The sequence below is a fragment of the Saccharopolyspora sp. NPDC050642 genome (genome assembly GCF_040654735.1).
Taxonomy (GTDB): Bacteria; Actinomycetota; Actinomycetes; order Mycobacteriales; family Pseudonocardiaceae; genus Saccharopolyspora; species Saccharopolyspora elongata.
Genome location: NZ_JBFAIN010000005.1, coordinates 96010 through 111144, shown reverse-complemented (window position 1 = coordinate 111144; position 15135 = coordinate 96010). Strand labels below are relative to the sequence as shown.

The window sequence follows — 15135 nt, the reverse complement described above, 5'->3', positions numbered from 1 at the left end:
AGGAAACGACATGCGAATCCTGTTCCCGGCGGCGCCCGGCTACGGGCTGATGCTGCCGCTGGTTCCGCTGGCGTGGGCGGCGCGGGCGGCGGGCCACGAGGTCCTGCTGGCCACCACCGCCTACATGACCAAGGTGGCCGCGGAGTCGGGGCTGCCGGTGACCGACGTGTTCCCCGCCCGGGACGTCGGGGAGGACCTGGTGGCCGGCGCGGCGGGCGAGACCGGCGCCGATGACGACGCCGTCCCGCCGGGCTACTGGGACCTGGTCCGCGGGATGCGGCCGTTCGAGCTGTTCACGCTGGCCATGACGGGCGGCACCATCGCCGCCGGCCGCGAGTTCGACGCCGACCTGGTCGTCTTCTGCTCCGACCACGCGGCGGGCAAGCTGGCCGCGACGGCGCTGGGCGTCCCCTCGCTGGAGGTTGGCAACCGGGTGTCCTGGTCGATGCGCGACGAGGGGTTCCGGGACGCGAAGAACCTCAACGCGCGCATGGGGATCGTGCCCGACGACGCCCCGGTGGTGCGGGCCTTGCGCGACGAGCTGGGCCTGGGCGACCGGCAACCGCACCTGCTGGCGCGCATCGATCCGCGCGCACCCAGCCTCGGCGGCCTGGCCGGCGAGGAACCGGACGCCGTCGACGGCGTGCCGTGGCTGCCGATGCGGTACGTCCCGTTCAACGGCGGCGCGCTGCTGCCCTCCTGGGCGATGCGCCGCCCGCAGCGGCCGCGGATCTGCCTGACCCTGGGCACGGTCGCGCCGCTGCTGCCGGGCGGTGGCGGGCTCGGCACGCTGATCCAGGCGCTGGCCGAGCTGGACGCCGACATCGTGCTCGCCGACGCGGAAACGGATCTGTCGCAGTTCGAGCCGCTGCCGGAGAACGTGCACCCGGCGGGATTCGTGCCGCTTTCCGGGATTCTGCGGGATTGCTCGCTGATCGTGCACCACGGCGGATCGGGCACCACGGCCTCCGCGCTGCACTACGGCGTGCCGCAGCTGATCGTGCCCGGCGGTGCGGACAACGAGCTGTGCGCGCAGCGGGTGGCGGACCGCAAGGTCGGCCTGGCCGCCGATCCATCCACACTGGACGCAGACGCCATCCGGGAGCTCGCCGAGCGACTGCTCGCCGAGGAATCCTTCCGCCAGGAAGCGGCGGAGGTGCGCGCCGAGATGGCCGCCCAGCCGAGCCCGGCCGCGATCATCGACCGCATCGCCGCCGAGATCGCCGGCTGACGAACGACGATCGCGGGTGGTTCCAGCCAGGAACCACCCGCGATCTCGTGCGCTCACGGGATGTTCGGCGCCGGGCCCATCTTGTTGAGGGCGTCGACGACCGTCCGCTCCTCGTAGGCGAAGTGCTCCTCGAGTTCGGATGCCAGGACTTCCAGCCGCTCCCGCAGCTGCACCGGGTCGCTCTCGCCCGGCACGTAGCCCTCCACGAGCTGCCGGATCCCGTCCTGCAGCCGCGCCACCACCTTGTGCTCCTCGCCCAGCTTCTCCAGCTCCGGGGCGAGTTCGGGGTACTGCTGGGCCAGCATCGGGAAGGCACCCATGTCCTCGCCCGTGTGGTGCTCCTTCACGGCCGCGCAGAACTCCAGGCAGTGCGCGCGCATCTGCTCCGCCAGCCCGGGCTTCGCCCGCTCCAGCGCGGCGTCGTCCGCACCTCCGGCGATGATCTCGTCCACCTGGGCGCGGAGCTCGGTGAGCTCCTTGCGGAGCCAATCGTGTCCCTCCACCAGGAAATCGCCCAAGCCGCGCACCCGGTCGGCGCCGGAATCCGATGTGGACTCCGCCGCCGGCTCCACCCCGGCGATCGGCTCGGCGTCGATCCGGCGCAGGGTGATCACCGGCAGCACGCGGGTGGTCTTCTCCTGGTACTCACCCATGCCCGGGTCCTGCGCGACGACCCCGGCGAACAGCGCATCGCGCTCGGCGCCGGTGGTGATGGTCGCGATCGCCTCGTAGGTCTCGGTGCCGGTCTCGACCGTCACCTGCTGGTTCTTCGCGATGTTGTGGTACCAGGCGGGGTTCTTCGGGCCGCCCATCGCCGACGCGACGACCAGCGGCTGCCCGTCGACCTCGAAGTAGCCCACCGGGCCCTCGCGGCGCCGGCCGGACTTGGCGCCGATCGTGGTCAGCACGACCAGCGACCAGCCCTCCATCCAGCCGCTGAGCTTGCCGTTGTGCTGCCTGAATTCCTCGACGACCTGCCGGTTGAACGCGTTGGCGTCGAAGTCGGCGTAGTCGTCGGTCTGTCCGTCGGTCATGCAGTCCTTCCCAATGGATCGGTTGATCGGAGGAAGAGCACCACCAGGAGCGGACACGAAAAGAGCCCCGCAGGCCAGGAACGCTGGAGGGAAACGTCGTACCGCAGGCGAGTTACCGCAATAAGACGAGACCAGGTGCGAGACACGCAGAATCGTGTCGCAACTCAAAAGGTGGCTTAGAAGCCGCTACCTCCATGCGTAGGCCCATCCGGGGCGCACCGAAAGATTAGCAGGGGCCGACCACGCCCGCAAGGCGGGACACCCCGGAAACCGCCCTCACCCGGACCGCACGAAGCCCCCGGAAACCGTTCCGCCGCAACGGTTTCCGGGGCTTCTTCGGCGAGCCGGCGGATCAGCTCATCTGGTCGTGGTGCACCTGCCGGGAGCGGTTGCGCAGCTCGCCGTCTTCGAACGCGAGCACGTCGCGCACCAGGCAGCTGGGGCCGACCACCGGCTCCTTGACGCCCGGCCGCGTGGTGAGCACCAGCGCGTAGAAGGTCGTGTCCAATAAGCCGTCCTCCCGCGGCCGCACGTCGATCATGTTGAACCAGTGCCTGCGCTGCACCGGGTCGTTGTCGAACCGTTCGTTGAACCGCGTCAGTTCGGCCGTGATCCCGTCGTGGCCGTGGGCGGCGGGCTGCCCGGGCGTGTGCTGGAACTCGCCGTCGGCGGTGAACGTCGCGGCGTACTCCTCGAATCGGCAGCTGTCGAGCAGCTGGACCTGGCGCGCGTAGTGCAGCTGGACGGCTGCGTAGAGCTCGGTGACAGTGGTCGTGCTGGTCATCGGTGATTCCTCCAGAAGACTTCTTCGTTGCCAGGAAGGGGAAATCAGGCGTGGCAGACCAGCGGTCCGCCGTGGTAGTCGACCATCTCCTGGAAGACGACGCCCATCTCCTTGATGGCCGCGGCCATGTCCAGCGCCTCGCCGTGGGTCGCCAGCCGCTCCTCGGCGAACGCCCGGTGCAGGTTGGGGATCAGCCGCTCCGGCTCCAGGAACCCCGCGAACTCCCCCAGGTCCGCTTCGCGCGCGACCTCGGCCGGCGTCGACCCGGCGGCCACGCCGTCGCGGGCCATTCCCTGGACCCACCGCAGGTACTTCTCGGTGCCGTCCAGCACCTCCGGGCCGCCGACCGGGCCGTGCCCGGCCACCACGGTGACCGGCTCGAAGGCGCGCAGCCGCTCGATCGCCCGCAACGAACCGGAAACCGAGCCCAGCGGGCAGAACGGGGTCACGCCGGACATCACGATGTCGCCGGTGAACAGCACGCGCCGCTCCGGCACCCACACCACGGTGTCGTTGGTGCTGTGCGCCAGGCCGACGTGCACGAGCTCCGCGGTGAGCTCGCCGACCTGCAGCGTCAGGCCGTCCTGGTAGGTCGCGGTCGGCAGGGCCAGCTCGATGTCGCCCCACGCCACGTCCGGCCACAGCTCGGTGAGGTGCAGGCCCGCCAGGTGCATCTCGCGGCGGGTCTCCCGGTGCGCGAACACCACCGCCTCCGGGAAGACGAAGTTGCCGAAGGTGTGGTCGCCGTGCGAATGCGTGTTGATGACCGCGAACGGCGGCCGTTCGGCGACGGCGAGGACCTGTTCGCGCAGCCGGCGCGCGCGGGCCTCGGTCGCCACGGTGTCCACCAGCGCGGCCGAACCACCGGAGACGAGGACGCCGGCGTTGTTCACGCACCAGCCGCCGGCCGGCTGGACGTAGGCGAAGACGCCGTCGGCCACCTCCACCAGCTCGGGCCGGGCCGTCGTTGTCGCTGAAGCTGACAAGGCAAACTCCCAGGTGTCTCTAGGCATCTCAGACCGTCTCGGCCAGGCGCTGCTCGGACGCGAAGATCGACCGCAGCGGGATGTCGGCGGCGTTGGACAGCAGGGCCTGGTGCAGCTTCTGCAGGCGGGCGGACGGTTCGACGCCCAGCTCCCGGATCAGCGCCTGGCGCAGATCCCGGAACACCTGCAGCGCGCGCGGCGCCGACCCCGAGCGCTGGAAGGCGATCATCAGCAGCGCGGAGATGTTCTCGTCGGTGGGGTTCTCCGCCACCAGCTTGCGCAGTTCGGGGATGAGCATCGCGTGCTTGCCGAGGTAGAGGTCGGCGATGATGCGCTGCTGGTGCACCCGCGAGCGGGCCTCCTCGATGCCGATGACCTCCATCGCGAGCATCCGGCCCATCGGCACGTCCATCAGCGCCTGACCGCGCCACAGGTCCATCGCCTGCGCGAGGAATTTCGAAGCCGCCTCCGGGTCGCACTTCTCCAGCGCCGCGTCACCGCTGACCGCGAGCCGGTTGAATTCGACGAGGTCGAATGAACACGGCGTCGCGGTGAGCTGATAACCGTTGTAGCTGGTGGCGAGCAGATCCTTCGCCGTCCACGACGAATCCGGCGGCAGCGATTCGGCGATCAGCCGGCGCAGCTGGAGGACGTAGGTCTGAAGCGTGGTCGCCCCGCTGCGCGGGATGGCATCGCCCCAGACCTCTTCCATCAGGGTGGACACCGGCACCACCCGGCCGCAGCGCAATGCCAGGAGCGCGAGGATTTGCCTCGGCTTTCCCGCCGTCGGCACGATCGACGCACTCCGCAGCCGAACCGTTAAGGGCCCCAGCACGTTGATTTCTAATGACTGCATTCTCAGTCGCCTATCCGACTAGAGCTGAACAAAGTACTTAACTTACGGACACCGTCCCAGCAATGGCTGACATTCCTGTCGATCACGCATTGATCGGCGGAAATCGGACCTGTCCGACCGCGCTCCGCGCGCGTCGCTTCCGGGCGTTATCCGCACCGGAGGAGCGCAGCGCGAAGCCCCCCTTTCCCGCATTCAACCAGTCGAGAAGTCGCCAACGGATTTGGCGCGGCACTCGAACCGTTCTTTACCCGGATTTCACGGGATCATGTGCAACGGCACGCCTGGCCCCCGGTCCAAATGTGAGCCGTCATCCGGCGGCGTGGCATACCCCAAACGGCCCATCGTTTACCCCAAAAGGCCTCGGTCGGCATACTCTTGGACCTTTCGCTCGTTACGCCCGTCACTCCAGGAATCTATCATCGCAATTCACACTACAGGGGGAAACCGCGAGTGCACCGACGACGACAAAGCGAGCCTCAAGGCTGGCTCTAGCGGAAGTCAACACCGGACCAGGAAGACCAGGCCAGAGGAGGTTCAGCGGGTCCGACAACGGCCGATGACGGCCGTTCGGCTCAGCTTTCTACTACTTTCGTATGTAATGCAGTTCTGGAGGTTGAATCCGACGGCATCGACTCTAGTGGTGTTCCAGCCGAGCGCGATCGAGTCGCCCCAATATCGGCGGCAAGCGAAGGAGGCGACTCGATGCCCGACCAATTCCCGTCGAACGCCGGGATGGCCCGCGCCGCACAGGAAGTCGCGGGGCTCGCGGCCCAGCACGCCGACCGCGCGGAACAGGACCGCGTGCTGGACCCGCAAGTGCTGCGGTCGGTAGTGAACGCCGGATTCGCCCGCCATTTCGTGCCGGCCGAACACGGCGGGAACAGCGGCACTTTCGCGGAGTTGGGCGCCGCGGTCCGCACCATCGGCGAGCAGTGCCCGGCCACGGCCTGGTGCGCCTCGATCGCCGCGAGCCTGGCCAGGATGGCCGCCTACCTGCCGGCCGAAGGCCGCAAGGAGATCTGGCAGCACGGGCCCGACGCGCTGGTGGTCGGCGCGATTTCGCCGCGGGGCAAGGCGAAACCGGAAGGCGACGGGTGGCGGCTGTCCGGCGCGTGGTCCTACATCAGCGCCGTCGACCACTCCGACTGGGCGCTCGTGCTCGGCCTGGTGCCCGGCGACGCCGGCCCGGAGCCGCGGCTGTTCGCGCTCCCCCGCGCCGCGTACCGCATCGAGCACACCTGGTCGGACATCGGGATGCGGGCGACCGGGAGCAACACCCTCATCGCCGAGGACGTCTTCGTGCCGGAGGCGCTGAGCGTGCCGGCCAGGAATCTGCACGAAGGCCGCGCGCCCGGCCTGGATTCCCGCTGCCATGCGGTGCCGCTGACGGCGGTGAACGGGCTCTTCTTCACCCTGCCCATCCTCGGGGCCGCGCGCGGCGCGTTGCGGCATTGGTCCGAGTACGCCGAGGAGAAGATCCGCGCCGCGGCGAAAGCGCCCGGCCCGGGCCCCGGCCGGTCGTTCTACGAGGAAGCGCTGGCCCGCTCCTCCGGCGAGATCGATGCCGCGCAACTGCTGCTGGAGCGCGTCGCGGCGGTCGCGGATCTAGGACCGGAGATCACGCCCGCGGAAACCGCCCGCAACCAGCGCGACTGCGCATTCGTGGCGGATCTCCTCGTCGGCGCGGTGGATCGGCTGTTCCGCGCGTCGGGCACCGGCGGCCACAGCGTGCACAGCCCGTTGCAACGCTTCTGGCGCGACATCCACTCGGCGGCCGGGCACGTGGTCCTCCAGTTCGGCCCAGCCGCGACCGCGTACGCGAACAGGACCCTCGACGTCACGCCCTGAACACCCCCAGCACAACGATGAGGGGCCTGCCATGTCGGCAGGCCCCTCATCAGGTCGAAAGCCAGGGTCAGACGGTGAATCCGAGGGCGCGCAGCTGTTCGCGGCCTTCCTCGGTGATCTTCTCCGGGCCCCACGGCGGCATCCACACCCAGTTGATGCGGAAGTCGTCGACCAGGCCGCCGCCCGGGCCGGTGGTCAGCGCGGCGCGCGCTTGGTCCTCGATGACGTCGGTCAGCGGGCAGGCCGCCGAGGTCAGCGTCATGTCGACGGTCGCCGTGTTGTCCTGGTCCACCCGGATGTCGTAGACCAGGCCGAGGTCGACGACGTTGATCCCCAGCTCGGGGTCGACGACGTCGCGCAGGGCCTCCTCGACGTCTTCCAGCGCGGCCACCTCGGCGGCCGGCGCGGCCTGCTCGGGCAGCGCCTCGGCGCTGCGGGCCACGTCGGTTTCCTCCTGCACCGGGGCTTGCTCGCTCATGCCAGTTCCGCCTCTCCGCGTTTCACAGTTGTGGTTGCGCCCGGCTCAATCCCGCGTTTCGCAGTTTCTTGTGGCTGGTTTGCGTCACGTTCCCCTGAGGTGCGGTTGAGCAGAACCGGGGCTGACACAGGGCTGCTCATGACGCCTCCACGGTGTTCTGCGGTACACCCGCACCCGGTCGGCTTACACGAGCGCGGAAGAGATTGTCGCTCATGACGCCTCCACGACAACACGCGAAACCGCGTCCTTGAAAGCCATCCAACCCAGCAGCGCGCACTTCACGCGCATCGGGTACTTCGCCACTCCCGCGAACGCGACGCCGTCCTCCAGCACGTCCTCGTCCGGCTCGATCTTGCCGCGGCCGTGCATCAGCTCGCTGAACGCGGCCTCGGTGGTCAGCGCCTCCCGCAGCGGCTTGCCGACGACCAGGTCGGTGAGCACCGACACCGACGCCTGGCTGATCGAACAGCCCTGCCCCGCGTAGGACACGTCGTCGACGATCGCGTCGGTGTCCGTGCCCGTCAACCGGACCCGGAGGGTGACCTCGTCGCCGCAGGTGGGGTTCACCTGGAACGACTCGGCGTCGAACGGTTCCCGGAGGCCGTGCCGGTGCGGTTTGCGGTAGTGGTCCAGGATTATCTCCTGGTACATCTGCTCAAGCTGCATGAAGAGTTCTCCGGCAGTCCCCGATCAAGCCACCCCGAAGAAGCGCTGCGCCTCGCGCACCGCGTCCACCAACGCCTTGACCTCGTCCAGTTCGTTGTACAGGTAGAAGGACGCCCGCACGGTCGCCGGAATTCCCATCCGGCGGTGCAGCGGCCATGCGCAGTGGTGTCCGACGCGGACCTCGACGCCCTTGTCGTCCAGCACCTGACCGGCGTCGTGCGGGTGCACGCCGTCGATCACGAACGACACGGTACCGCCGCGGTGCTCGGTGTTGGTAGGCCCGATGATGCGCACCCCGTCGATCGCCGACAGCTCCCGCAGCGCGACCTCGGTGAGCTGCTGCTCGTGCTCGGCGATGCGGTCCATGCCGATCGCCGTGAGGTAGTCGACGGCCGCGCCCAGGCCGACGGCCTGCGAGGTCATCGGCACGCCCGCCTCGAACCGCTGCGGCGGCGGGGCGAACGTGGAGCGCTCCATGTGCACCAGCTCGATCATCGAGCCGCCGCTGATGAACGGCGGCATCGCGGCCAGCAGCTCGCGGCGCCCGTAGAGCACGCCGACCCCGGAAGGGCCGAGCATCTTGTGCCCGGAGAACACGGCGAAGTCCACGCCCAGCGCCTTGAAGTCCACCGGCTTGTGCGGCACCGACTGGCAGGCGTCCAGCACCACCAGCGCGCCGACCTGGTGCGCCCGCGAGACGATCTGCTCGGTCGGGTTCACCGTGCCCAGCACGTTGGACTGGTGGGTGAAGGCGACCACCTTGGCGCGCTCGGTGATCACACCGTCCACATCGGACAGGTCGAGGCGGCCCTCGTCGGTGACCCCGAACCAGCGCAGCGTGGCGCCGGTGCGCTCGCACAACTGCTGCCACGGCACCAGGTTCGCGTGGTGCTCCATCTCGGTCACCACGACCTCGTCGCCCGGCCCGAGGCGGAAGCGCTCGGCCTCCGCCCCGGACGTGGCGGCATTGCTCATGGCATAGGCGACGAGGTTGACGCCCTCGGTGGCGTTCTTGGCGAACACCACCTCGTCCGCGTCGACGCCGACGAAGCGGGCGATCCGCTCCCGGGCGCTCTCGTACGCGTCCGTGGCCTCCTCGGCGAGCTGGTGCGCGCCGCGGTGCACTGCCGCGTTGGAGTGCTCCAGGAAGGAACGCTCCGCGTCGAGCACCTGGCGCGGCCGTTGCGAGGTCGCCCCGGAGTCCAGGTACACCAGGCGCTGCCCGTCGCGGATCGTACGACCCAGGATCGGGAAGTCCGCGCGGATCGCCGCCACGTCCAGCGGCGTGCTCGTGCGAGGAGGCTCAACGGTCATGACTGGGCTGCCGCCTCCTTCTTGCCGGTGAAGCGCACGTAGCCGTTCTCCTCCAGCTCGTCGGCGAGCTCGGCACCACCGGACTCGACGACCTTGCCCTCGGCGAACACGTGCACGTAGTCCGGGGTGATGTGCTTGAGGATCCGGGTGTAGTGGGTGATCAGCAGAACACCCTTGCCGCCCTTGCCGTGGTACTTGTTGACGCCCTCGGAAACCACCCGCAGCGCGTCGACGTCGAGGCCGGAGTCGGTCTCGTCGAGGATCGCGAACTTCGGGTCCAGCAGGTCCAGCTGCAGGATCTCGTGGCGCTTCTTCTCACCACCGGAGAAGCCCTCGTTGACGCTGCGCTCGGCGAACGACGGGTCGATGTCCAGGTCCGACATGGCCTGCTTGACTTCCTTGACCCACTTGCGGATCTGCGGCGCCTCGCCGCGGACCGCGGTCGCGGCGGTGCGCAGGAAGTTCGACATCGACACGCCCGGCACCTCGACCGGGTACTGCATCGCGAGGAACAGACCGGCGCGGGCCCGCTCGTCGACGCTCATCTCCAGCACGTCCTCGCCGTCCAGCAGCACCGTGCCGGAGTCGATCTGGTACTTCGGGTGCCCGGCGATGGCGTAGGCCAGCGTCGACTTGCCGGAACCGTTCGGGCCCATGATCGCGTGGATCTCGCCCGAGCGGACGGTCAGGTTGACGCCGTTGAGGATCGGCTTGGCGCCGTCCTCGGTGAGGACCGAGCCGTGCAGGTCCTTGATCTCCAGGGTGGCCATGTTCTTCTTCGTTCTCCTGGTGTGTTCGAAAAGCTTGCGGGTCAGGCGCCGACGACGGCGAGTTCGGCCTCGATGGCCGCTTCGAGCCGCTCGCGGACCTCGGGCACGGTGATCTTCTGCAGCAGCTCGCCGAAGAAGCCGCGCACCACCAGGCGCCGGGCCTGGTCCTGCGGGATGCCCCGGGCCTGCAGGTAGAACAGCTGCTCGTCGTCGAAGCGGCCGGTGGCGCTGGCGTGCCCGGCGCCCTCGATCTCGCCCGTCTCGATCTCCAGGTTCGGCACCGAGTCGGCCCGCGCACCCTCGGTCAGCACCAGGTTGCGGTTGAGCTCGTAGGTGTCCGTGCCCTCGGCCGCGGCCCGGATCAGCACGTCGCCGATCCACACCGAGTGCGCCGCGTCGCCCTGCAGCGCGCCCTTGTAGAGCACGTTGCTGCGGCAGTTCGGCACCGCGTGGTCCACCAGCATCCGGTGCTCCAGGTGCTGGCCGGCGTCGGCGAAGTACAGGCCGAGCAGCTCGGCGTCGCCGCCCTTGTCGCCGTAGGTGATGGTCGTGTTGACCCGCACCAGGTCGCCACCGAGGGTGACGGCGAGGTGCCGGAACACCGCGTCGCGGCCCAGGTAGGCGTGCTCGGAGCTGACCTGGGTGGCGTCGTCGGCCCAGTCGTGCACCGACACCACGCGCAGCTGCGCGCCGTCGCCGGCGACGAACTCGACGTTGTCGCCCAGCGTGCCGGAGCCGCGGTAGTCGACCACCACGACGGCCTCGGCGAACTGCTCGGCGCGGACCTGCAGGTGCCCGAAGGCGACCTGGCCCTCGCCCGGGCCGTGCACCGTGATGGTGATCGGGCCCTCGGGCTTGGTGTCCTTCGGGACCGTCACGATGGTGGCCTCGGTGAAGGAGCTCCAGGCCTGCGCGGCGATGCGGTCGGACGGGATGCCGCCGTTGCCGATCCGCGCGTCGTCGCGGCCCACGGTCTCCACGGTCGCGCCGTCCCCGGTGACCTCGACCTTGATGTTGCCGGTGGCGGTGGCGGTGCCGTCGTGCAGGCCCTTGAGCCGCTTCATCGGCGTGAAGCGCCAGTCCTCCTCGCGGCCGCCGGGGACCTCGAAGGCCTCCACGTCGTAGGACGTGAAGCGCGCCCCGCGGGACGACTGGGGGATGCCCGAGCCACCACCGTGCGAGTGCTCGGTGAGGCCGTGCTGGGCGTCGGTCTTGGTGGTGCTCATCTCAGCCGACGGCCCCTTCCATCTGCAGCTCGATCAGGCGGTTCAGTTCCAGCGCGTATTCCATCGGCAGCTCGCGGGCGATCGGCTCGACGAAGCCGCGCACGATCACCGCCATCGCCTCGTCCTCGGTCAGGCCCCGCTGCATCAGGTAGAACAGCTGGTCGTCGCTGACCTTGGACACGGTCGCCTCGTGGCCCATCGACACGTCGTCGACCCGGACGTCCACGTACGGGTAGGTGTCGGAGCGGCTGATGGTGTCCACCAGCAGTGCGTCGCACTTGACGTTGGACGACGAGTGGTGCGCCCGCTTCGCGACCTTGACCAGGCCGCGGTAGGAGGTGCGGCCGCCGCCCCGGGCGATCGACTTCGACACGATCGTCGAGGAGGTGTGCGGCGCCAGGTGCTCCATCTTCGCGCCCGCGTCCTGGTGCTGGCCCTCGCCGGCGAACGCCACCGAGAGCACCTCGCCCTTGGCGTGCTCGCCCATCAGGAACACCGACGGGTACTTCATGGTCACCTTGGAGCCGAGGTTGCCGTCGACCCACTCCATGGTGGCGCCCTCTTCGGCCTTGGCGCGCTTGGTGACCAGGTTGTAGACGTTGGTCGACCAGTTCTGGATCGTCGTGTACCGGCAGCGGCCGCCCTTCTTGACGATGATCTCCACGACCGCGGAGTGCAGCGAGTCGCTGGAGTAGATCGGCGCCGTGCAGCCCTCGACGTAGTGCACGTAGGCACCCTCGTCGACGATGATCAGGGTCCGCTCGAACTGGCCCATGTTCTCGGTGTTGATCCGGAAGTAGGCCTGCAGCGGGATGTCGACGTGCACGCCCGGCGGCACGTAGATGAACGAACCGCCCGACCACACCGCGGTGTTCAGCGCGGAGAACTTGTTGTCGCCGGCCGGGATGACCGAGCCGAAGTACTCCTTGAACAGCTCCGGGTGTTCCTTGAGACCGGTGTCGGTGTCCAGGAAGATGACGCCCTGCTCCTCAAGGTCCTCGCGGATCTTGTGGTAGACGACCTCCGACTCGTACTGGGCGGCCACACCCGCGACGAGGCGCTGCTTCTCCGCCTCCGGGATGCCCAGCTTGTCGTAGGTGTTCTTGATGTCCTCCGGCAGGTCCTCCCAGGTCTGGGCCTGCTGCTCGGTGGAGCGGACGAAGTACTTGATGTTGTCGAAGTCGATCCCGGAGAGGTCGGCGCCCCAGTTCGGCATCGGCTTGCGGTCGAACAACCGCAGCGCCTTGAGCCGGGTCTCCAGCATCCAGTCGGCCTCGTCCTTCTTGGCCGAGATGTCGCGGACGACGCCCTCGTCGAGACCACGGCGGGCACTGGCACCGGCGGCGTCCGAGTCGGCCCAGCCGTACTCGTAGCTGCCCACGCTGGCCAGGATCTCGTCCTGGCTGAGCTGGCCATTGCCTTCGGACGGCGTGGTGGGTGTGCGCTGCTCCGCAGCGGCAGTCATACGGACTCCCCTCCATCAGGAATCGGGGCGGTGATCTGCTGGCCCTTCGGGAGCGGGCCGGCAGGTGTCTGGGCGGAGCCCCGGGTGTCGCCACCCGGATCCGCGAACCGCGCGGTTGGTACGTGCGTGGTGCAGGCCGCATCACCGTTCGCGATGGTGGCCAGCCGCTGCACATGGGTGCCGAGCACTTCGGCGAACGCCGCCGTCTCGGCCTCGCACAGCTGCGGGAAGTCCGCAGCGACGTGCGCGACCGGGCAATGGTGCTGGCAGAGCTGCTCGCCGCTGGCGACGCTTCGCGTCGAGGCAGCGTAGCCCTCCCTGGTGAGCGCGTCGGCAAGGACCTCCGCGCGCTCGGCCGGGCTGGCCGCGGCCGCCAGCACCTCCCGGTGGTTGGCCACCAGAGCGGCCATCCGCCGGTCGGCGAACTCGCGGACCGCCTGCTCCCCTTCGTGTTCGGCGATGAACCGCAGCGCGGCCACCGCCAGGTCGTCGTAGGCGTGCCCGAACCGCGCCCGGCCCACCTCGGTGAGCAGGAACAGCTTCGCGGGCCGGCCGCGACCCCGGCGGCCCCGCGAGGAGGCTTCCCGGGTGTAGGCCTCGCCCTCGGCGACCAGCACGTCGAGGTGCCGGCGCACGGCGGTGGGGCTGAGCCCGAGTTCGTCGGCCACCGCGGCAGCGGTGATCGGCCCCCGTTCCAGCAGCAACCGCGCGACCGTGTGCCGGGTGCGCCCGTCGCCGTGCGCGGCCGCACCCTGCTGGGCCGACTGGGCCTCAGCGGCGGCCGCGGTGCCCACAGCTGGGGCAAGCGGAGACGTCCCGACGTTTTTCACAACACGAATGTTACCTATTTCGTCGCGAGGCACCAGGGTGCGGGGTCACCGCGTGAGCTGACTCACCCGGTTACGCTTCGTCGTCGTGGCGGCAGTCGAATCCCAAGGCGCAGCGGCGGTCGATCCCGCGGCGCAACAGCCCCTGGACCGCACCGAGCGGCGTCAGCTCGACGTCGTGCGCCGGTTCGGCACCACCGGGTCGCTGGTGCTCGCGGTCGGCGCGATCGGCGCCGGCGCCGCCCCGGTGGACAACCCGCTGTCCGGGGCCCGCCTGATCGGCCTGCCCGTCCGCATCCCGACCGTGGCGATGGCCTCCTGCTGGCTGGGCATGCTGATGATCGTCATCGCCTGGCTGTGGCTGGGCAAGCTCTGCTGGCCGGGCCGCGCCCGGATGCTGTCGGTCACCCAGCTGGCCCGCACGCTGGCGATGTGGGCGCTGCCGCTGGCCCTGGCCCCGCCGCTGTTCAGCACCGACATGTACAGCTACCTGGCGCAGAGCGAGGTGGCCGCGCGCGGCTTCAACCCGTACGTGCTGGGCTCCGCCGCCGCGCTGGGCGTCGACCACCCGTTCACTGCCAACGTGCCCAACATCTGGCGCGACACCCCATCGCCGTACGGGCCGCTGTTCCTGATGTTCGGCCAGGTGATCTCCCGGATCGTCGGCGACAACGTGGTGTTCGGGGTGCTGGTGTGGCGCGCGGTGATGCTGTGCGGGCTGGCGCTGGCGATCTGGGCGATCCCGCGGCTGGCCCGCCGCTGCGGGGTGCACCCGGCCGCCGCGCTGTGGCTCGGCGCGGCCAACCCCATCGTGCTGTTCCACGTGGTCAGCGGCATGCACAACGAGGCGCTGATGGTCGGCATCATGCTCGCCGCCATCGAGCTGGGCCTGCGCTACCAGACCGTGCCGGGCACCATCGCCGCCGGCGTGCTGCTGAGCGTCGCCGGGGCGATCAAGCCGCCGGGCTGGATCGCGCTCGGCTTCTTCGGCATCTACCTGGTGCTGCGGCGCGGCGGCCGGTTCCGCGACCTGGTGCGGGTCGCGGCGCTGCTGAGCGCGGTGTTCCTGGCCACCATGACGGTGATCACGGTGGCCAGCGGCTGGGGCCTCGGCTGGATCGACACCTTCGACGTGCCCAACCGGGTCAAGACGTTCATGGCGCCGCTGACCGCGTTCGGGATGACCGGCGGCGGCCTGAGCACGCTGCTCGGGCTGGGCAACCAGACCGACGCGATGCTGGTCATCACCAAGATCATCGGATATCTGATCGTCGCCGCGATGTGCCTGCGGATGCTGTGGCTGTCCTTCCGCGGGCGCATCGAACCGCTGGCGGCGATGGGCATCACGTTCCTCACCCTCGCGCTGGCGGTGCCGGTGCTGTGGCCCTGGTACCTGCTGTGGTCGGTGGTGCCGCTGGCGCTGTCCACCAACAGCAACCGGTTCCGGATCACCGCGACCGCGATCTGCGCCGCGGTCTCGCTGCTGGTGCCGCCGACCGGCGCGGGATTCGTGCTGCGCGCCTACCAGATCCCGTTCGCCGTGATCGCCGCGGCGATCGCCTTCGCGATCACGCTCTGGCTGGTGCGCGGCAAGGTGCCGGGCCTGCTGCCGACCCGCGGCGGTGTTCGGCCGGTCACGCAATAGGCTTG

Annotated in this window: 14 protein-coding genes; 3 read left to right on the top strand and 11 right to left on the bottom strand. The window is 69.6% G+C overall.

Annotated features, from left to right (window positions below):
- Positions 1 to 10 precede the first annotated feature (10 nt).
- A complete protein-coding gene (locus AB0H93_RS11030) occupies positions 11 to 1231 on the top strand; it encodes a nucleotide disphospho-sugar-binding domain-containing protein (RefSeq protein ID WP_358570847.1) in 1221 nt (406 codons plus the stop codon).
- A gap of 53 nt (positions 1232 to 1284) precedes the next feature.
- Here AB0H93_RS11030 and AB0H93_RS11025 read toward each other — a convergent pair whose 3' ends face one another.
- The 4 genes from AB0H93_RS11025 to AB0H93_RS11010 form a co-directional block, all read right to left on the bottom strand.
- Positions 1285 to 2265 (bottom strand): nitroreductase/quinone reductase family protein, encoded by a 981-nt coding sequence (locus tag AB0H93_RS11025; protein ID WP_358570844.1) that lies wholly within the window; start codon positions 2263 to 2265, stop codon positions 1285 to 1287.
- Between the two features lie 352 nt (positions 2266 to 2617).
- Positions 2618 to 3049, bottom strand: coding sequence for a nuclear transport factor 2 family protein (locus AB0H93_RS11020; protein WP_358570841.1), 432 nt, complete (start codon positions 3047 to 3049; stop codon positions 2618 to 2620).
- 44 nt (positions 3050 to 3093) lie between these two features.
- Positions 3094 to 4035, bottom strand: coding sequence for an MBL fold metallo-hydrolase (locus AB0H93_RS11015; protein WP_358570838.1), 942 nt, complete (start codon positions 4033 to 4035; stop codon positions 3094 to 3096).
- Between the two features lie 28 nt (positions 4036 to 4063).
- Complete coding sequence (locus tag AB0H93_RS11010; protein WP_358570835.1) at positions 4064 to 4891, bottom strand: AfsR/SARP family transcriptional regulator; 828 nt, start codon at positions 4889 to 4891, stop codon at positions 4064 to 4066.
- 702 nt (positions 4892 to 5593) lie between these two features.
- On the opposite strand from AB0H93_RS11010, the gene AB0H93_RS11005 reads away from it, so the two are divergent.
- Positions 5594 to 6739, top strand: coding sequence for an acyl-CoA dehydrogenase family protein (locus AB0H93_RS11005; RefSeq protein ID WP_358570832.1), 1146 nt, complete (start codon positions 5594 to 5596; stop codon positions 6737 to 6739).
- A 67-nt stretch (positions 6740 to 6806) separates the two neighbouring features.
- On the opposite strand, the gene AB0H93_RS11000 is transcribed toward AB0H93_RS11005, so the two are convergent.
- From AB0H93_RS11000 to AB0H93_RS10970, 7 genes are all read right to left on the bottom strand, one after another.
- Positions 6807 to 7217, bottom strand: a complete 411-nt coding sequence (locus AB0H93_RS11000) for a metal-sulfur cluster assembly factor (RefSeq protein WP_093260343.1) — start codon at positions 7215 to 7217, stop codon at positions 6807 to 6809.
- Positions 7218 to 7427: 210 nt separating this feature from the next.
- Positions 7428 to 7883: a Fe-S cluster assembly sulfur transfer protein SufU gene (gene sufU / locus AB0H93_RS10995; protein WP_358499239.1), complete on the bottom strand. Its 456-nt coding sequence runs from the start codon at positions 7881 to 7883 to the stop codon at positions 7428 to 7430.
- Between the two features lie 24 nt (positions 7884 to 7907).
- Positions 7908 to 9197 carry a cysteine desulfurase gene (locus tag AB0H93_RS10990; RefSeq protein ID WP_358570829.1) on the bottom strand — a complete coding sequence of 430 codons (1290 nt, stop codon included), beginning with the start codon at positions 9195 to 9197 and terminating at the stop codon, positions 7908 to 7910.
- Entirely contained in the window at positions 9194 to 9967 is a 774-nt protein-coding gene (sufC, locus tag AB0H93_RS10985; RefSeq protein WP_358570826.1) for a Fe-S cluster assembly ATPase SufC, read from the bottom strand. Before sufC ends, AB0H93_RS10990 begins: the two co-directional genes overlap by 4 nt.
- 41 nt (positions 9968 to 10008) lie before the next feature.
- On the bottom strand, positions 10009 to 11193 hold the full coding sequence (gene sufD / locus AB0H93_RS10980) for a Fe-S cluster assembly protein SufD (RefSeq protein ID WP_358570823.1): 1185 nt from the start codon (positions 11191 to 11193) through the stop codon (positions 10009 to 10011).
- A gap of 1 nt (position 11194) precedes the next feature.
- Positions 11195 to 12658: a Fe-S cluster assembly protein SufB gene (gene sufB, locus AB0H93_RS10975; protein WP_358570820.1), complete on the bottom strand. Its 1464-nt coding sequence runs from the start codon at positions 12656 to 12658 to the stop codon at positions 11195 to 11197.
- Positions 12655 to 13452 carry a metalloregulator ArsR/SmtB family transcription factor gene (locus tag AB0H93_RS10970; protein WP_358571441.1) on the bottom strand — a complete coding sequence of 266 codons (798 nt, stop codon included), beginning with the start codon at positions 13450 to 13452 and terminating at the stop codon, positions 12655 to 12657. Before AB0H93_RS10970 ends, sufB begins: the two co-directional genes overlap by 4 nt.
- 121 nt (positions 13453 to 13573) lie before the next feature.
- Between AB0H93_RS10970 and mptB the strand changes: the two genes are divergently transcribed.
- The gene (mptB, locus tag AB0H93_RS10965) at positions 13574 to 15130 is read left to right on the top strand and encodes a polyprenol phosphomannose-dependent alpha 1,6 mannosyltransferase MptB (RefSeq protein ID WP_358570817.1); all 1557 of its coding nucleotides are present in this window, start codon (positions 13574 to 13576) and stop codon (positions 15128 to 15130) included.
- Positions 15131 to 15135 lie beyond the last annotated feature (5 nt).